General features: G+C 38.6%; 14 protein-coding genes. 11 read left to right on the top strand and 3 right to left on the bottom strand.

Features of this window, described 5'->3' with window-relative positions:
• Nucleotides 1-134: 134 nt before the first annotated feature.
• From BMX11_RS08885 to BMX11_RS08875, 3 genes are all read right to left on the bottom strand, one after another.
• Entirely contained in the window at nucleotides 135-653 is a 519-nt protein-coding gene (locus BMX11_RS08885; RefSeq protein WP_090883600.1) for a DUF2911 domain-containing protein, read from the bottom strand.
• Nucleotides 654-688: 35 nt separating this feature from the next.
• Entirely contained in the window at nucleotides 689-2,380 is a 1,692-nt protein-coding gene (locus BMX11_RS08880; protein ID WP_090883598.1) for a sodium:solute symporter family protein, read from the bottom strand.
• An 84-nt stretch (nucleotides 2,381-2,464) separates the two neighbouring features.
• On the bottom strand, nucleotides 2,465-4,945 hold the full coding sequence (locus tag BMX11_RS08875) for a PIG-L family deacetylase (protein ID WP_090883655.1): 2,481 nt from the start codon (nucleotides 4,943-4,945) through the stop codon (nucleotides 2,465-2,467).
• A gap of 119 nt (nucleotides 4,946-5,064) precedes the next feature.
• Here BMX11_RS08875 and BMX11_RS08870 point away from each other — a divergent pair, with 119 nt between their 5' ends.
• The 11 genes from BMX11_RS08870 to BMX11_RS08825 all read left to right on the top strand — a co-directional run bounded on the left by BMX11_RS08870 (nucleotide 5,065) and on the right by BMX11_RS08825 (nucleotide 19,669).
• Nucleotides 5,065-6,405: a sigma-54-dependent transcriptional regulator gene (locus tag BMX11_RS08870; RefSeq protein WP_090883596.1), complete on the top strand. Its 1,341-nt coding sequence runs from the start codon at nucleotides 5,065-5,067 to the stop codon at nucleotides 6,403-6,405.
• Nucleotides 6,406-6,428: 23 nt separating this feature from the next.
• Nucleotides 6,429-8,015: a M1 family metallopeptidase gene (locus BMX11_RS08865; RefSeq protein WP_245738618.1), complete on the top strand. Its 1,587-nt coding sequence runs from the start codon at nucleotides 6,429-6,431 to the stop codon at nucleotides 8,013-8,015.
• Between the two features lie 223 nt (nucleotides 8,016-8,238).
• On the top strand, nucleotides 8,239-8,409 hold the full coding sequence (locus tag BMX11_RS24280; protein WP_175474517.1) for a hypothetical protein: 171 nt from the start codon (nucleotides 8,239-8,241) through the stop codon (nucleotides 8,407-8,409).
• Between the two features lie 157 nt (nucleotides 8,410-8,566).
• Nucleotides 8,567-8,764, top strand: coding sequence for a PIN domain-containing protein (locus BMX11_RS24810; RefSeq protein WP_090883592.1), 198 nt, complete (start codon nucleotides 8,567-8,569; stop codon nucleotides 8,762-8,764).
• A 1,131-nt stretch (nucleotides 8,765-9,895) separates the two neighbouring features.
• Nucleotides 9,896-9,973: a potassium-transporting ATPase subunit F gene (locus BMX11_RS24805; RefSeq protein WP_082468366.1), complete on the top strand. Its 78-nt coding sequence runs from the start codon at nucleotides 9,896-9,898 to the stop codon at nucleotides 9,971-9,973.
• Nucleotides 9,974-10,042: 69 nt separating this feature from the next.
• Complete coding sequence (kdpA, locus tag BMX11_RS08850; protein WP_090883590.1) at nucleotides 10,043-11,761, top strand: potassium-transporting ATPase subunit KdpA; 1,719 nt, start codon at nucleotides 10,043-10,045, stop codon at nucleotides 11,759-11,761.
• Between the two features lie 90 nt (nucleotides 11,762-11,851).
• Nucleotides 11,852-13,879, top strand: coding sequence for a potassium-transporting ATPase subunit KdpB (gene kdpB / locus BMX11_RS08845; RefSeq protein WP_090883586.1), 2,028 nt, complete (start codon nucleotides 11,852-11,854; stop codon nucleotides 13,877-13,879).
• A 231-nt stretch (nucleotides 13,880-14,110) separates the two neighbouring features.
• On the top strand, nucleotides 14,111-14,671 hold the full coding sequence (locus BMX11_RS08840) for a K(+)-transporting ATPase subunit C (protein WP_090883584.1): 561 nt from the start codon (nucleotides 14,111-14,113) through the stop codon (nucleotides 14,669-14,671).
• A gap of 95 nt (nucleotides 14,672-14,766) precedes the next feature.
• Nucleotides 14,767-15,837 carry a porin gene (locus BMX11_RS08835; RefSeq protein WP_090883582.1) on the top strand — a complete coding sequence of 357 codons (1,071 nt, stop codon included), beginning with the start codon at nucleotides 14,767-14,769 and terminating at the stop codon, nucleotides 15,835-15,837.
• 111 nt (nucleotides 15,838-15,948) lie between these two features.
• Complete coding sequence (locus BMX11_RS08830) at nucleotides 15,949-17,073, top strand: sensor protein KdpD (protein WP_090883580.1); 1,125 nt, start codon at nucleotides 15,949-15,951, stop codon at nucleotides 17,071-17,073.
• Between the two features lie 844 nt (nucleotides 17,074-17,917).
• Entirely contained in the window at nucleotides 17,918-19,669 is a 1,752-nt protein-coding gene (locus tag BMX11_RS08825; RefSeq protein ID WP_090883578.1) for a HAMP domain-containing sensor histidine kinase, read from the top strand.
• Nucleotides 19,670-19,811: the final 142 nt, after the last annotated feature.

The following is a 19,811-nucleotide window of genomic DNA, read 5'->3' as shown; positions in this document are numbered from 1 at the left end:
AATAACACCCAACTTTTCTACCCATCACCAAGTCCGTAACTCACGGACCAGCACAACATACATCAACACATTACCCTATAAAAACAAAAAGCCATCCCTTTGGAGGATGGCTCTCGAATATTTTATCTAATTCCTTATTTAATAGAAACCGGAACAGAAATTTTATCCCACTCTAATGAGAAACCTGTTTTTGTAATTTTATAGACCAATCTTTCTTGTGTAGCTTTTAAAGCTTTAGTTTTTACTTCAACGCGCAAAGCATCTTTTGCTTCTTCATATTTATAAGCACCCCATTGTTTAGGCTCTTTGTTGAAGATTGCTGTCCAGGTTCCGCTTTCTTTAGGGATTAAGAAGAAACTGTATTTACCAGCTGGTAAAGCTTTTCCTTCAACTGTAATGTCTTTATCGGTTTCAAAAGTAGTGGCCTCGTTTGCACCAGCGCGCCAAACTTTATCCCAGGCTTCTAAACCACCCCAAATTTTACGTCCTTTTACTGCCGGACTGCTGTAGTTAATCGTAATCGTTGCTGCTTTAATTTTTCCAGTTACAGTAGCTGCCGGACTTGGTTTTGGCTGGGCATCCTGAGCCATAGCACCTACTGAAGCTGTAACGGCTACAAATAGCATGGCGATTGATTTAATCATTGTTTTCATAGTATTTTAATTATCTGTTTTTGTTGTTTTTGATTTTACGAATTTAAATCTTTAGGTTGATAAAACAATCTACCAACCATCGAAAATATAATTACTCCTACGGCTCCCACTACGTTTAGCCAAAGAAATGACACAACATTGAAATTATAAACGGCAATAACGAGGATTTCTGCTAAAATCGCAGAAAAAAACACCAGCCTGCCATCAATCTGTTTAAAATAGAACGCCACTAAGAAAATTCCTAAAATTGGTCCGTAAAAAAGTGAGCCCAAAACGTTAACAGCTTCAATTAATGAACCCATTTGTGTAGCAAACATCGCCACTGCGATAGAAAAAATCCCCCAGGCAAGTGTATGCATCCTGCTGTAAAAAAGCTCCTTCTCGTCGCTAAGAATACCTTTTGCGGCTATTAAGTGTATATCTTTTAATGAACAAGCCGCAAGCGAATTGAGCGCTGCAGAGATTGACCCCCAACTGGCTAGAAAAATTACCGCAAACAATAAACCTATCATCCCAATGGGAAGATTATTCTTTACAAAATACAGGAAAATGTAGTTTGTATCTGTTTTTTCCGCGTTGTATCCCGATTGATTGATGGCTTCTTCTACCCTTCCATGTAAGGCTTTCACTTTTAATTGTGTTTGTTTAAACTGCTGCACAGATTGATCCAGGTTAGGCGAGTGTGAAGCTTTTTGTGCCAAAATGCTTTTCGATTCCCGATTGAATTGCTCCTGCAACTGCTCATGTTCGCTTTCAAAAGCCGATGCTTTTTGCGGTTGCGTATCCCTAAGGTATTGATAGGAACGTTCATTGAAATATATGGGGGCTGGTTTCAATGAAAAGAATGCAAAAAGCAATGCCCCGATTAATAAAATAGCGAATTGCATAGGGATTTTCACCAAACCATTAAGCAGCAAGCCCATTCTGCCTGTGGTTGTATCTTTGGCGGTGATGTATCTTCCCACCTGACTTTGATCGGTACCAAAGTAAGACAAGGCCAGAAAAAATCCGCCAATTAATCCACTCCAGATGTTGTATTTATCTTTCCAGTCGAAATCTGTTGTAATTACATTCAGCTTACCCGATTTTCCGGCCAGGAAAAGCGCATCATTGAACCCCATGCCATTCGGTAAATTCTGAATAAGCAGATAGCCGGCAAACCCCATCGTTCCTAAAATAATCAGGAATTGTAATTTTTGGGTATGGGCAATAGCCTTTGCTCCACCGATATAAGTATAAATTAATAAGATGCCCCCTGTTAAAACATTGGTGAGGTAAATATTCCAGTTCAAAACACTGGATAAAATGATACTTGGTGCATAAATGCTGATCCCTGTTGATAAACCACGGGAAAACAAAAACAACAGAGAGGTCAATATCCTGGTTCTCTTGTCGAAACGCTGCTCTAAATACTCATATGCAGTATAAACATTAAGCCGCTGAAAAATGGGAATAAAAGTAATGCAAATTACAATCATCGCCAGTGGCAGCCCAAAGTAGTATTGCACAAAGCGCATCCCATCGGTGTAAGCCTGCCCCGGAGCCGATAGAAAAGTAATGGCACTGGCTTGTGTGGCCATAATGCCGAGGAGCACAATGTACCAGGGCATTTGATTATCAGCCTTTAAATAGCTTTGGTTGCTTGTTTGTCCTCTACCTACAAATACGCCATAAACCACTACAGCTATTAAAGTAATTAAGAGTACTGCCCAATCGATATTACTCATGCCCAATATTTAGTAAAAAAGTAATAACCAATAATCTGGGCCACTAAAACCAGGGCTAAAATAATATACCAGGTATTCCAGTTTTTAAGGTGTTTGTTCATTTACTTTACTGGCAGATAAGAAGTTAAAAAACAATCGTGCTGCACCTACATTACCAGCTGGTAATTGCCTGAAAAATGCCAGTGGTGTATAGATATAATGCCCCTTTCCGTATTTGGCATACAGTGTAGCACCTTGCAAAGGTTCTTCACCGGTATCATGCATTTCAAATAACGGCTCATACTTTTGATCCCATTGATCAGGGAAGTACGCTCCCCGTTCCTGCACCCAACCTTTAAAATCCTCGGAAGTTATTTTATTCGGGTAATTTAATAAATGATGGTTAGGAGTCAGGATTTTAACCGCAGCATCTTCCTCTGTAACCCGTTTATTGGCTATACGGAATGGATAAAAACCCAAATCGCTAAGTGTAACATCCTGATTGGTATTGTATTGCATAATAAAAGTACCTCCATCATTTACGTATTGCTTCAACATGGGCATCCAAATTCCAAGTTTTTTCTCTGTATTGTTTAGTCGAACTCCTGCAACAATAGCATCATAGCCAGCCAATTTTTTGGCATCCATGATGTCTGCATTGCCCAAAACATCCACCTGTAACCCAGCTTCTCTTAAAAATTCGGGAATGAAATCGCCTGCTCCGGGAATATACCCTATTTTTTTTGCTTTTACTTTAACATCTCCCTTTAATATAAAGGCTGTGGTATGACTAAAATACTGTAATGTAGGCAAGTGTGGATACTGCACTACTACCTGATATTTATCAAAAGTTGCCCCATCAAAGCTTAATTTGGCTTCAATAGGTATCCTGTTGGAATTAATTTTTCCCCAAACCGACTTCGGCAACATGTAATTCACTGTCGTATTTTTCTCGGTCAAATCAACATCTACTCCACCTATAGATTGGCCATTATAAGTGATAGAGATCTTTCCTTTTCCGGCCTTATCCGCATTGCGTTTAACAAAGAAACTAATGGTTAGGTCTTCTCCATTACCGAGATAAACAGACTGGGTAAATTTGAGTTCTGCTGCTGGTATCACCCGTAATGGTTCCACAACATCACCCCGAACAGGGTCTAATTTCTTAAAGGATAAAGGAAGTTTAACCGTAAATATATCTGTCCCGATTTTTAAGTCGACCACTACATTTAAAGGCGATTCGGCTTCAGGTAATCCGATTAAAGTATCATTTGGCACACTGAATGTTGCTGCATTTTTTGGTGGATTAGCCATCCAATAAGGTTCTGTTGGCTGAGTGCCTGCCGGAATCTTAATTCGTTTAGCAAGGGTAATTAGAGAATCTTCTGATAGTTTTCTGTTAGGTGATTCCTTTTCATTAAGCCATTTAATCTGACTTATGATCACCGGAGTTTGAGCCCTTGCAATGAGATTCAATCTAAAGTCATAGTCCTCACCTGCTACTACTTCTGCCTGGTTGGTCACCACTTCCCCCATAAATCCGGCGCAACTCAAAATAAGCTGATCGATTGCCTTCAGTTTATCCTGCCTTAAGTTTAAATCTTTTACCACAGCAATCTTCTTCCTTAAAGCCAACAAGGGATTTACGCTCAAATCGGGTTTATTAAAATTAAACGCAGCAATAATCTTGTTAAGGTCTGCATCAATATCCTGATATCCCTTTGCAGACCAACTTGGGACTAAGCCCCCAAATAATCCATCCTTGGAAGGCTCTCCGGCAACTTGTGTAAAATATTCTGTTCGTATACCAGCTACCGATTGTGTGCCTGCACCCTGGCTTTTATGAAAGCTTCTGCTTAATCCAGCCAACTCTCCGTAACCCATTCCTAACTGCGGATCGTACTGACCAACGGTAACCTTTAACTGATTTTCTGCTGTTGTATTTACCGCACCAAATCGAAAGGTATTCCATAACAAGCGTTTAGGCTGCCATACCGAAACATACTTTAATTGATTTGGAAACTGGTTTTTATCGGCTGCAGCTTTGAATGCTTTTTCTGCAACTACTGCTGATGCAGCGTGTTGCCCATGGCCGGCCGCAGCTGTGGGTGGAAAGCGACAAATAATCACATCCGGGCGAAATTTACGAATAGCCCACACTACATCTGCCGTAATGCTATCGGCATTCCATTGCTTAAAGGTATCGTCTGTATTTTTGGAAAAGCCAAAATCAATGGCCCTGGTAAAAAACTGCTTTGCACCATCGAGGTTACGGGCTGCCAAAAGTTCGTGCGTTCTGATTAAGCCCAAGGCTGGACCTTGCTCAGTACCCAAAAGGTTTTGCCCCCCATCTCCCCTTGTTAATGATAAATAAGCCGTTTCTAAGTTTTGTTCATTCACCAACCAAGACAATAAGCCGGTATTTTCATCATCAGGATGTGCAGCGAGGTATAAAACTTTAGGTATATGTTTTAGGGTCTTGATTTCCCGAAAAATGTCTGATGATTTTAAGGGCCTCGCCTGCTGTGCCGAACAAAAGGCAGCAGCAAACAATAAAACCGCTATAGATTTTAGTCTTTTAATCATATCATTTGTTTTGTGCATCCAAATATGCCTAAAATTGTCGAGATACAAGACCTAAGATACGAGACAAGAGACATGCAACACCATTATTTATCGTTAATATTGCAGCATAAATTTGATCTATGAACGGGATTGTCCTCATCATTGACGATGAAAAGAAAATCAGCGGCCTACTTTCACGCATTATAGAGCTTGAAGGTTTTAAAACTTTACAGGCGCATACAGGAAAAGACGGACTTAAATTACTTAGAAATAATGACGTAAGTTTGATCATCAGCGATGTTAAATTACCTGACGTTAATGGCGTTTCTCTGGTGAAAGATATTAAAGCGCTTAAACCATTTGTAGAAGTGATTAACCTTACTGCTTACGGAACTATTTCTGATGGCGTGCTGGCGATTAAAAATGGTGCTTTCGATTATTTAGTTAAAGGTGATGACAATGATAAGATCATCCCATTGCTTTATAAAGCGATGGAGAAGGCTAATCTGCAACAACGCGTTTTTGAGTTAGAAGATAAAATTAGCAGGAAACATAATTTTGAGACCATTATCGGGTCATCAAAAGCTTTAAAAGATGCCATTTCACTGGCTAAAAAAGTAAGTCAGACCGATACCACAGTTCTTCTTTTAGGAGAAACAGGAACAGGAAAAGAAGTTTTTGCCCAAGCCATCCATTATGAAAGCCCGAGGGCATTGAAGCCTTTTGTAGCCCTGAACTGCAGCGGTTTTAGTCCTGAACTTTTAGAAAGTGAACTTTTTGGCTACAAAGCCGGGGCATTTACTGGTGCTAATAAAGATAAAAAAGGACTGTTGGAAGAGGCAAATGGTGGAACCTTATTTTTAGATGAAATTGGCGAGATGAACCTCGATTTACAAGCCAAGTTACTTCGGGTATTGGAAAATCAGAGTTTTATCAAAGTGGGCGATACCTTAACCAATCAGGTAAATGTTCGGATTTTAGCAGCTACCAATAAAGATTTAAAATCAGATGCTGAAGCAGGGAGATTTAGGGCAGATTTATATTATCGTTTATCTGTTTTCAGCATTATTTTACCTCCCTTAAGGGAAAGAAAAAACGATATACCTGCACTTACTCAACATTATCTGGCCGAATTTTCGAAGAAGATAAACGGTTCTGATCTGACCATCAGCGATCAACTCCTTACTATTTTAACGGCACATGGCTGGAAGGGAAATATCAGGGAACTAAAAAATGTGATCGAACGTTTAGTTATATTGTCGGATGGAAAGACTTTGGATGCCACTGCACTACCACCCGAATTTTTTGATGCTTCTTCTGTACCGCAAAATGATTATAACCTTCAACAGGTAGAGAAATACCACATTCAGAAGGTATTGCTCCACACCAAAGGTAATAAAGCTGAAACATCAAGACTGCTCGGTATCGGGTTGACAACACTTTACCGAAAAATTGAAGAATATCAAATTAAAGAACAATAAAATACGATTTAAATAAAAATTTTATGATGAAAAAAAACTTTTTAATGCTCTTCTTATCCCTCATCTCCCTTTCCTTATTTGCACAACAAAACTATTGGCAGCAACATTTGAGCTACAATATCGATGTATCGCTAAATGAGAAGGATAAAACACTTCAAGGTTCTGAAAAGATTGTTTACAAAAACAATTCTCCCTCAACTTTAAATTTTATTTGGTTTCACATCTGGCCCAATGCCTATAAAAACGAAAGTACAGCACTTTTTCAACAGATCAGAAATGACTCTTCCCGAAAGGAAAAATTGAAGAATGTTACCTACGGTAGTATTGAAGGACTAAATTTTAAAGTAAACGGCAAAACGGCAACTACCGAAGTGCATTCCAATCCGCAATATATTGATGTGATCAAAGTTATGCTTCCTGCACCATTAAATCCGGGAGATTCTATTGATATTTCTACTGACTTTAAAGTAAAACTGCCTAGTTATTTTTCCAGATCGGGCTATGCTGATACTGAATTTATGATTACGCAGTGGTATCCTAAACCAGCAGTATTTGATAAGGATGGTTGGCACGAATTTCCATATCTGGATATGGGTGAGTTCTATAGCGAGTATGCCGACTATAAAGTGAACATTACCGTTCCAGGGAACTATGTTGTAGGCGCAACAGGCACCTTGCAAAATGTGGGTGAATTAGAGAAATATAAAAGCATAGGCGCAAAAAACGCAGCCAAAAGAGATGGAAAACCTGTTTTATATCAAGCTACCGATAAGAACAAAACCAAAACATTGAGCTATGTGATGAACAATGTTCCTGACTTTGCCTGGTTTGCAGATCAGGATTTGGTGATTCAATATGACACGGTGAAACTGGCTTCAGGTAAAATCGTTGATGCGTTCTCGTATTACCATAACAAACCTAAAACGCTTTGGGTTAACTCGATAGATTATATTAAAGATGCGACCAAACGTTACAGCAACTGGATCGGCGAGTATCAATACCCTGTAGTGCAAGCCATTGAAGGACCTAAAAATAATTCGAGCGGTGGTATGGAATACCCCACAATTACCTTAATTACAAGCCCTGATGCCAAGGTGAGTTCTCTCGATGGTGTAATCGCTCATGAAGTGGGCCATAACTGGTTTATGAGTATATTAGGAAGCAACGAAAGAATCCATACCTGGCAGGATGAAGGCTTGAACACTTATTTCCAGTTCAGATATGAAGCTGAAAAATACAGGGCCAATTCTATTTTTGGCGATGCCATTCCGGAGAACGTAAAAGCACTTCCAGCGGATAAATTTTTAAATGCCATTTATGGTGCCGTTTCAGGCATCCCAATGAAGTCTGCAATTGAAACACCTGCTGCAAACTTTGCTACTTCTGATGAATATGGAATGATCTCTTATGTAAAAACAGCACTTTGGTTATACATATTAGAATCTAGCGTTGGGAGAGAGAAAATGGATAAAGCCTTTCAAAACTATTTCAACGAATGGAAGCACAAACACCCAACGCCTGCTGATTTAAAGGCATCGTTTGAAACCACATTGGGTATTAAATTAGATGAATATTTTGGTTTATTGAATAAAGAGGGAGATTTTAAGTAGGGATTAGGGCTATGGGTTGTGGGTTATGAGTCTGGGTGTATAACTTCTCTATGATCCATACCCATAATAGATAACACACAACTCATAACACAAATATTATCGCAATAGCATTTGCTAAGGCTCAGTTTGGTTTCTTTTTATTAAGAAAAGAAACCAAATTTTACCGAGATGATACACAATTATAGATTTTTACTAATTCAACTAAATCCGTAACTTTATAACTATGGTAATTGTAATCGACAAGAACTCAGATAAAAAAACTATAGAGGCTTCACTGAAGAAAATCCAAGTTGGCAAAAAAAAATTTAAGCTTTCTGATTTTGCTGGTAAATTAAAAGGAGTATTTGGTGATGGTGTAGATTTTCAAAAAAAAATAAGGAATGAATGGGATTAAATATGTAGCAGATACTAACTGTTTTATTTATCTCTTGGAAGAAAACCCTTTGCTACTACCTTTTGCCGAAGAAGTTTGGGCATTTTCTTATATAACAGAAATTGAGTTATTGAGTAAGCATGATTAAACTATCCAACAAGATGCTATTATTAGAGGCATGCTCTCTACATGTTATAAAGTAAATCAAAATCAAGCAATAAGCGACCTAACAATTGATTTAAAAAGGAAGTATTATATTAAAATACCAGATGCAATTATTGCCGCAACATCTATTTCACTTAATATTCCGTTGATTACTGCCGATAAAGGATTTATGAAGATTAAAGAAATAGATTGCGTAATATTAGATATGTAGTTCTTATCAGAAGTATCATTTAATGTCAATGTATTTGATATGTTACGCATAAGTTTTTTGCCAAGAAAGGATAAGAACTCCTGGCATTGAGGAAGGAAACAGTCTTGTAACGAATTCTTGATGATGCCAAGCAAGTATTTGGTAAAACATTGAGTAAAAGTGACAGGATCGTAGCCAGGCGTAACATGTAGATTAGATCTTTACTTTACTACCCGATATTGTCAATCCATTATTCCCGTAATTCAAAAAGATAAGCGCAGATTAATTACTTATAAAATCATCTTAATCTGCGGGAAACAATCTACCTAATACTAATAACTTAAGAAGAAAATCAAAATGTATTGTCAACCCTGAGCTCGTTGAATGGCAATACATCTTGGTTTTCTCTTTATCAAGAAGGTCTTCGATAAGCCACTACTGATATTATTACGTAACTATTTATCAATGGGGTATCTATTTTAATTTGTATTTCCATCTAACAAGGCCAGAGCACCACATCTTCGTTCAACTTAAATCCGGCCTAACAAATTTTTCGGGCAGCACTACCCAAGCCATACCAGCGGCTTCAAAAGAAAAATTTTCAGCCGGTGGTTTTTGTTTCTTTTTGCCACCAAAAAGAAAGAGCTCTTCGGCGGCGGCGAGCCGAGGAAAGACTGTGTAGGAGGATAAAAAATGTCAGTCATATTGATTTTTATATAATAAATTATTCCTCAGACTTGACAAAATATAGTATAAGTTACTATGATTTACCGTATTGCCTTTGAATTGCAACACTAACAATCTTTATTCCCGTAATTCAAAAAGATAAGCGCAGATTCATTACTTATAAAATCATCTTAATCTGTGGGAGCCTATAATTAGATAACTTAACAACAACCTTTCCCAAAATGATAAAAACCTTTCCAAAATGGAAAGGTTTTTTTTTGCCCAAAAATTTCTACACTAACCAAAAAACAACATAACCACCTGCAATTAAGAAAGTTACCAAAACACCTCTTCTTTTGGTATGCCTATTGGCAATGGGCGATTAACAAATCATCATGTTATGACCATTATCTATTTTTTAATCCTGCTATTGCTCTGTGGGGCAATGTACAAATCAATCGACTGGTTCGAAAAAATCTAAAAATTATGTTAGCACTATTCATCATCGCTATCGCCGTATTTATCTATATGATTTACGTGTTGATTAAGCCCGAAAAATTTTAACTCAAGAGTATCTGAAGTCAGTGATCAATCACACAACTTTCCATCTCTAACCCATTATCTAAAATTAAAATGAACACTGAATTATTCGGCATCATTGCCACCTTCCTGCTTACCTTACTCATCGCCATTCCCTTGGGTAAATATTTAGCTAAAGTATTTGCAGGAGAAAAAGTCTGGACAGACTTTCTAAAACCTATTGAATCTGGAATTTATAAATTATCTGGAATTAACATTAAAGAACAGATGAACTGGAGGCAACACCTTAAGGCTTTGCTTACCATCAATCTACTGTGGTTAGTTTACGGTTTTCTGGTACTCATTTACCAAAGTAAGTTGCCTTTCAATCCCGATGGAAATCCGGACATGACACCAGACTTAGCTTTTAACACCATTATCAGCTTTGTAGCTAACTGTAATTTACAACATTACTCTGGCGAAAGCGGGGTGAGCTACCTTACCCAGCAATTTGTGCTGATGTTCTTACAATTTGTAAGCGCCGCTACTGGTATTGCCGCAGCTGTGGTGTTTTTTAAGGCATTTAGAGATAAAACGACTGTTCAATTAGGTAACTTCTGGGAATTTTTTGTCCGCTCCATAACCCGCTTATTATTGCCTTTATCCATAGTTATAGCACTAATTTTAACATTCAATGGTACCCCTGCAAGCTATGAAGGAAAAGATCAGTTTGTTTCCCTTCAGGGCGATACAGTTAACGTTTCCCGTGGTCCGGCAGCGCAATTCATAGCCATTAAACATTTAGGTACAAATGGTGGAGGTTATTTTGGAGCCAACTCCGCACACCCATTTGAAAATCCTAATTACTTAACCAATATGGTAGAAATGGCTGCCCAAACCATTATTCCCTTAGCTATGGTTATTGCCTTTGGATGTTTTATCCGCAGGAGAAAATTAGCCTGGACCATTTTTGGGATCATGACAATTGGTTTCTTCATGCTCCTAATTCCATCCTTAACTTCCGAATTAGGAGGTAATCCTGCAATTGCAAACATGGGAATCTCGCAATCAACGGGAGCCATGGAAGGGAAAGAAGTACGCCTTGGCCCCGCAGCCACCGCATACTGGAGTACACTTACAACAGTGATTTCAACAGGTTCGGTAAACGGAATGCACGACAGTACCATGCCATTAACCGGTTTATGGCAGCTTTTAGGTATGATGATCAACGCCTTTTATGGAGGTTGTGGTGTAGGTATATTGAATTACTTCATTTATCTCATCATCGCGGTATTCATTTCTGGTTTAATGGTTGGCCGAACACCAGAGTTTCTTGGCCATAAAGTTGAAGCCAGAGAAATTAAAATAGCTGCCTTAGTTACTTTGCTCAGTCCATTTTTAATCTTAGCGGGTACTGCTTTAGCCAGTTATATTTTTACCAATCATGGTGATGCCGCCTGGGCTGTACAGCCTAAGAATTGGCTAAACAATGCTGGTTTTCATGGCTTCTCAGAAATGCTTTATGAAATGACTTCATCCAATGCCAATAATGGCTCAGGCTTTGAAGGTTTGGGTGATAACAATGTCTTCTGGAACATTTCTACGGGAATTGTGATTTTCTTAGGCCGATTTTTACCCATCATTGGTCCGGTAGCTATTGCGGGATTATTGGGAGCGAAAAAATTTATCCCAGAATCTGCAGGGACATTAAAAACAGATACCAAAACCTTTGCCTTAATGACTTTTGCAGTAATCCTCGTATTAAATGCATTGTCTTATTTCCCTGCATTGGCGCTTGGGCCATTGGCAGAATATTTTACACTTATAAAATAACTCATCGGTGTCACATTGAGCTTGTCGAAATGGATTAATGAAAGTCCTTCGACTGGCTTAGGATGACAAATTCGAAATAGATCTTGATATATGAAACCCAACAATAAATTATTCGAACCTGCTTTAGTGCAAACAGCATTAAAACAATCCTTTATCAAACTAGATCCAAGGGTGATGGTTCGCAACCCTGTAATGTTTACCGTAGAAGTAGGTACGCTGATTATGGCTTATGTTACTGTTTATTCATTTAGCAATAGCGGACAAGGCTCACCATGGTACAATTTCTTCATCTTCCTGGTTTTATTACTTACCGTGTTGTTTGCCAATTTCGCCGAAGCCATAGCCGAAGCGCGAGGTAAAGCACAGGCCGACAGCTTGCGTAAAACCAGAGAAGAAACACCTGCCAAATTAATTTTAGCTAATGGAAACATTGAAATTCGTTCTTCCAATCAATTAAAAAAAGGAGATATTTTTATTTGTCAGCCTGGCGATATTATCCCTACTGATGGAGAGATTATAGAAGGTATTGCTACCATTGACGAATCGGCCATTACCGGAGAATCTGCCCCAGTGATTCGCGAATCTGGCGGTGATAAATCTTCTGTTACAGGTGGAACAAAAGTGCTTTCTGATGAGATTAAAGTAAAAGTAAGTACAGCCCCGGGTGAAAGCTTTTTAGACAAAATGATTGCATTGGTTGAAGGTGCTTCACGTCAGAAAACACCAAATGAAATTGCTTTAACCATCCTTCTGGCCAGCTTTACCCTAGTTTTTATCATTGTATGCGTAACCTTGAAACCTTTTGCAGATTATGCCAATACCCCCATAACGATTGCAGCCCTGATTTCACTGTTTGTTTGTTTAATTCCAACAACCATTGGCGGTTTATTATCGGCTATTGGTATTGCGGGAATGGACAGAGCTTTAAGAGCAAATGTAATTACCAAATCGGGTAAAGCAGTAGAAACTGCAGGTGATATAGACGTGCTCTTACTGGATAAAACAGGTACAATAACCATTGGTAACCGTAAAGCCACCAACTTCTACCCTACTGCAGGTGTAATCATCAAAGACTTCACAGATGCCTGTGTACTCAGTTCTTTGGCGGATGAAACCCCGGAAGGAAAATCAATTATCGAACTTGCCTATGAACAAGGGTTTAAACAAATGACCAGTCCTGAAGGTTCAACTTTTATCAAATTTACCGCAGAAACCCGTTCCAGCGGATTGGATACCCGGGATGGAAGACGCATTAGAAAAGGTGCCTTTGATTCCATTCGCAACATAGTAGAAAAGGCAGGTCATGTTTTCCCATCCGATATCGAAGATCATGTCAAATCTATCGCGAACAACGGCGGTACACCACTAGTAGTATCAGAAAACGAAAGAGCTTTGGGGGTAATTGAATTGCAAGACATCATTAAACCTGGCATTAGCGAACGTTTTGAACGCCTTCGTAAAATGGGTGTAAAAACGGTGATGGTTACTGGTGATAATCCATTAACTGCTAAATATATTGCCAACAAAGCTGGAGTAGATGATTTTATTGCTGAGGCAAAACCTGAGGATAAAATGAACTACATTAAAGAAGAACAAGCCTTAGGAAAATTGGTTGCCATGATGGGCGACGGTACGAATGATGCGCCCGCCCTTGCTCAGGCAGATGTAGGTGTAGCTATGAACAGTGGAACTCAGGCTGCAAAAGAAGCTGGTAATATGGTCGATTTAGATAATGACCCAACCAAGCTGATCGAAATTGTTGAAATTGGCAAACAACTGTTGATTACCCGCGGTACCTTAACCACCCTCTCCATCGCTAATGACGTAGCCAAGTACTTCGCTATTGTACCTGCTTTATTTATAGCCTCTATTCCAGCCTTGCAAAGCTTGAACATCATGGGCTTACATACACCAGAAAGTGCAATCATGTCGGCTGTAATATTTAACGCCATCATCATCCCGATTTTGATTCCTCTGGCACTTAGAGGCGTGGCTTATAAACCCATTGGAGCAACAGCACTATTACGCCGAAACTTATTTATTTATGGCATTGGTGGTGTAATAGCCCCATTTATAGGAATAAAATTAATAGACCTTTTAATAGGGGTATTCATATAACTATCAAGATGAGCATGTCGAAACGCAGTTATTGAAGGCCCTTCGACAGGCTCAGGATGACAACAAACGACTGTCACGTTGAGCATGGCGAAACGCAAGTACCAAAGCCCTTCGACTAGCTCAGGAAGACACAAACGACTGTCACGTTGAGCCTGTCGAAACGCAAGTACCGAAGCGCTTCGAAAACTTCAGGACAACAACATAATAAAAACAGCATTAAAATAAAAAATCATGAAAAAGTACATCATACAATCCATCCGCCTCACCTTAGTTTTAATCATATTGCTCTGCGTTATCTATCCATTAAGTATTGCCTTAGCAGGTAAGTTAGCCAAAGGAAATGGAGGTGGTGAAAAAATAACTCAAAACGGTAAGACGGTAGGTTATGCCTTACTTGGTCAATCGTTTACCAAGCCACAATATTTCTGGGGTCGCCCTTCTGCCGTTGGTTATAATGCGGCTGGCTCGGCTGGTTCAAATAAAGGCCCATCCAATCCAGATTACCTTAAGGAAGTACAATCACGGATTGACACTTTAATCAAATATAATCCAGGACTGAAAAAAGCCGACATCCCTGCCGAAATGGTTACCGCATCGGGAAGTGGCTTAGATCCTAATATTTCTGAGCAAGGTGCAGCTATTCAAATTGCCAGAGTGGCGAGTGCACGCCATCTGAACCCACAAAAAGTGAAGGAATTAGTTGCCTTAAATACACTTAAACCATTTATGGGCGTATTCGGACCTTCATCAGTAAATGTGCTCAAATTGAATTTAGCCTTAGATAATCTGTAATCGTCAACCTGCCCCAATGCAGAAATTCAGTTCCTCGTCGTAAAAAACACAAAACAAGTTCATTAGCAATACCAAATAATAGAATTAATAATAAAATGAAAAAACTAATCATCCTCAGTACCATATTAGCCGCTACCATAAACGTACATGCACAAAACGAGCCTAAAGTTAAATTTTCGGGTTACCTGGAAACCTATTATGGCTATGATTTCAATAAACCCGGTGATAATAACCGTCCCGGCTTCATTTACTCCCATAACAGGGCCAATGAGGTAAACCTAAATTTGGGTTTCATCAAAGCAGCATATGACAGTGGAAACATCAGAGCTAATCTGGCACTAATGGCCGGCACATATACAAATGCAAACTTAAGTGCCGAAACAGGTGTGCTCAAAAATATATTCGAGGCCAATGCCGGAATCAAGTTATCTAAAACTGAAAATCTTTGGATTGATGCAGGTATATTCTCATCCCACATTGGCTTTGAAAGTGCCATATCTAAAGACTGCTGGGTTTTAACGAGAAATATTTCCTCAGAAAATACTCCATATTATGAATCGGGAGCTAAGCTAAGTTATGCAACATCAGATGGCAAACTAAGCGCGACCCTACTCTATTTAAATGGCTGGCAACGAATTACCCGTGTTGATGGAAATAACAAACCTGCTGGCGGATTACAGTTAACCTGGAAACCAACTTCAAAAATTACCGTAAATTACAGCAACTATTTAGGTGCGGAAGGAGCAGATTCAGTTCGTGTAAATCGTTTCTATCATAATATATATGGTATTTTCCAGGTAACGGATCAATTTGATCTAACCCTGGGTATTGATTATGGTACGCAACAAAAAGCTAAAGGCAGCAGTGACAAAAATGAGGTTCTTTCTCCTGTAGTCATTGCACAGTATAAATTTGCTAATCAATGGGCAGTTGCCGGAAGGTTTGAATATTATGAAGATAAAAACGGCATCTTCATCCCAACTGGTACAACTAAAGGATTTAAAACAAAGGGTTATTCATTAAATATTGATTATTCACCAATCCCAAATGCAGTAGTGAGGTTGGAAGGTAAAACCTACGATAGCAAAGACAAAGTTTTCAATCGCGAAGGTAATTTTGTAAATGCAAATACAACGGTAACGGCCAGTATAGCAGTAGCTTTTTAGTAAGTATGTAAGATGGATTGAACTTGCATTCCATCTTACATCATCACATTTTACAGGTACAGACAAGGAAGTTTTAAGCTAAAATCATCAATAGCAAATCGTAAATCCCTCATGGAAGAGAAAGAAGAATCGGTTAAACATTTTCTGGAGCTCATCAAGAAATCCAGAAGGGGGAAGCTCAAGATTTATATTGGGATGAGCGCCGGTGTGGGCAAATCTTATCGAATGCTACAAGAAGCTCATGCCCTACTACGCAACGGGATAGACGTTTGCATTGGTTATATAGAAACCCATTTAAGAATCGAAACAGAAGCCCTGGTGAGTGGCTTACCGATTATTATGAGGCGAAAACTTTTTTACAGGGGTAAGGAGGTGGAAGAAATGGATTTACAGGCCATCCTCAATCGCCATCCAGAAATAGTTATTGTAGACGAACTTGCCCACACCAACATTGAAGGCAGCAAGAACACCAAACGTTGGCAGGACGTTTTTGACCTTTTAGAAGCAGGGATCAATGTTATTTCCGCTGTCAATATTCAACATTTAGAAAGCATAAATGAAGAGATTCAGGAAATTACAGGTATTCAGGTAACCGAGCGTATCCCTGATAAAATATTGCAGATTGCAGATGAGATTGTGAACATAGATCTTACCGCAGATGAACTCATTACACGATTAAAGGAAGGAAAAATATATGATAAGAGCAAAGTGGAACGGGCCTTAGAGAATTTCTTTCAGGCCGATAAAATATTACAACTAAGGGAGTTGGCTTTAAAAGAAGTGGTTCATCAGGTGGAACGTAAAATACAAACCGAGATTCCAAAATCAATTAAACTTCGTCCCGAAAAGTTTATGGCTTGTATTTCATCTAATGCCGAAACGGCAGGAGTTGTGATTCGGAAAACTGCCCGACTAGCCTCTTACTACCACTCTGCCTGGATCGTTTTATATGTTCAGAGCGATCAGGAAAGTTTCGATAAAATTAAACTTGATAAACAAAGGCATTTAATTAATCATTTTAAGCTCGCTACTGAACTTGGTGCAGAAGTGATTAAAGTTAAAAGCAACCAAATTACCCAAACTATCATCCACATGGCACAGGAAAAAGAAATCACCACCATCTGTATTGGCAAGCCTCACTTAAATATTTTTCAGGTTATCCTTCGAACGGCAATTTTTAATCAGCTGTTGCGTAATTTAGCTGCGAAAGAAATTGATTTGGTGGTGCTCTCTTAGTATTGACTACAAAGGAGATTTAATAATTGTAAGTTAAATAGTTTTACCACAGGACACAAAGAATAACACAAAGCCCACAGAGAAAAAAACAGCTCAGCGGCCTCCGTGAAAAACTTAGTGCACTCGGTGGTTATTAACTAATTATTTTTGTAACACATTAATATTGATTAAAAACCTGCTTTGCATCCTTTGCGAAAAACTTGGCGTGCTTTGCGGTTGTAAGCTAAATATTTTACCACAAAGGACACAAAGAATAACACAAAGCTCACAGAGAAAAAAACAGCTCAGTTGCCTCAGTGAAAAACTTAGTGCACTCGGTGGTTATTAAAAAATAATTTTTGTAACACATTAATATTGATTAAAAACCTGCTTTGCATCCTTTGCGAAAAACTTGGCGTGCTTTGCGGTTGTAAGCTAAATATTTTACCACAAAGGACACAAAGAATAACACAAAGCTCACAGAGAAAAAAAACAGCTCAGCGGCCTCCGTGAAAAACTTAATGCACTCGGTGGTTATTAACTAATATTTTACCACAGAGGACACAGAGAATTACACAAAGCTCACAGAGAAAAAAACAGCTCAGTGGCCTCCGTGAAAAACTTAGTGCACTCGGTGGTTATTAACTAATATTTCACCACAAAGGACACAGAGAATTACACAAAGCTCACAGAGAAAAAAACAACTCAGTGGCCTCCGTGAAAAACTTAGTGCACTCGGTGGTTATTAACTAATATTTTACCACAGAGGACACAAAGAATAACACAAAGCTCACAGAGAAAAAAAACAGCTCAGCGGCCTCCGTGTAAAACTTAGTGTACTCGGTGGTTATTAAAAAATAATACCATGAAAATAAAAACCAAACTCCGCTTTGGATTCGGGTTTCTCTTTTTAATTGTACTTGCATTTGGATTGATTGCCTTATTTTATTTAAATGAGCTTTCGAACAAGTCAAAAGTAATTTTAAAAGACAACTACAAGTCCGTAAAATATGTTGCAGAAATGCGTAATGTATTAGATGAAGGCATTTTCCCTCTTGGAAAACAAGCAGCCAACACTTTCGAAAAAAACATGGCTTATGAGGGCAACAACATTACTGAACCAGGAGAAAAGGCGGCTTTCGATCAGTTAAAAAATGCTTACAACACTTTACAGAGCAGTAAATCAGAAACGATTCAGGTGAATAGCATTAAGAGTTTACGTGCCATCCTGCATCACATTGAACAACTCAATCTTACAGCCATTTACAATAAAAATACGCTTGCAAACGAAGCCGCTGGCAGAGCCAATCTTTATATCATGATTGCCGCCACACTAAGCTTTATCATCCTCTTTACTTTCATTGTTAATTTCCCTGGTTTTGTAGCTAATCCACTGGCAGAATTCAGTTCAGCCATTAGGCAAATCAGTAAAAAGAACTATAAACAACGCTTACGTTTTGATAATAATGATGAATTCACAGAATTGGCAGAATCCTTTAATGGAATGGTTAGCAAGTTAAACGAATGGGAAAATAGTAATCTTTCTAAAATCAAGTCTGAAAAATCACGTATCGAAGCCATTATTGCACAAATGCAGGATGCCATTATTGGTGTAAATGAAAAGGGAGAAATTCTGTTTCTTAACCAGCTGGCGGCAAAGTTGATGAATTTAGATGAGCAAAAGGTTATCGGAGAAGATGTAGCTGGATTAATTAATAAAAATGAGTTGCTAAAACGTATCATTAAGCCAGAAAAGGCCGACAAAATGCTAAAGATTTATGCAGATGACAGGGAGTCTTATTTTCAGTTGGAAAGTCGTGAAATCATTATCCCCAACTATGAAGATATTGACGAACAAGCATTAATCAGTTCGACAAAATCTGCGGGTAATGTCTATGTACTTAAAAACATTACACAATTTAAAGAACTCGACGAAGCAAAGACCAATTTCATAGCCACTGTATCTCACGAATTAAAAACGCCTCTATCATCCATCAAAATGAGTTTAAAGCTCTTAAAAGATGATCGTGTAGGTAAAATGAATGAAGAACAACAGGAACTGATTGAAAATATTAAAGATGATAGCGATAGATTATTAAAAATTACCAGCGAATTATTGGATCTTTCTCAGGCAGAAACAGGAAATTTAAAGTTAAACTTTTCCGTCGCTTCGCCAGTAGAAATTGTCCGCTATGCCTTTGAAGCGGTGAAATTCCAGGTGGAGCAAAAATCAATTGCACTCCAGATTAACTGCGATGAAAAGTTGCCAAATGTAAATGCCGATATTCAAAAAACAGCCTGGGTTATGGTGAACTTTTTATCTAATGCACTGCGGTACAGCGCAGAAAAGTCGACTATTATCATTGATGTTTTTCAAAAAGATGGCTTCGTAGAATTCGCCGTAAAAGATTTTGGAAAAGGCATTGAAGAAAAATATCAGAAACGATTATTCGACAGATATTTCCAGGTACCAACGGATGGACAAAACAAATCTGGTTCTGGATTAGGTTTAGCGATATCAAAAGATTTTATTGAGGCTGAACAAGGAAAAATTGGTGTTAGCAGCGCATTGGGTGAAGGCAGCAGGTTTTACTTTAAGTTACCAGCTATCGGGTAGTGATGGGAATAGTTATTTTAAGTTCCTGGTTATAGGGGCTCCATTGCAAATAACTTTAGGAGAAAACTAAAGTGCATTGTCATCCTGGGCGTGTCGAAGGACAATCCATTTTAGTTTTCAACTTATTAAAAGGTCTTCGGCA

This window comes from Pedobacter rhizosphaerae (genome assembly GCF_900111155.1).
In the GTDB taxonomy this organism is placed as follows: Bacteria; Bacteroidota; Bacteroidia; order Sphingobacteriales; family Sphingobacteriaceae; genus Pedobacter; species Pedobacter rhizosphaerae.
This window is presented reverse-complemented; position numbering and strand designations above follow the sequence as displayed.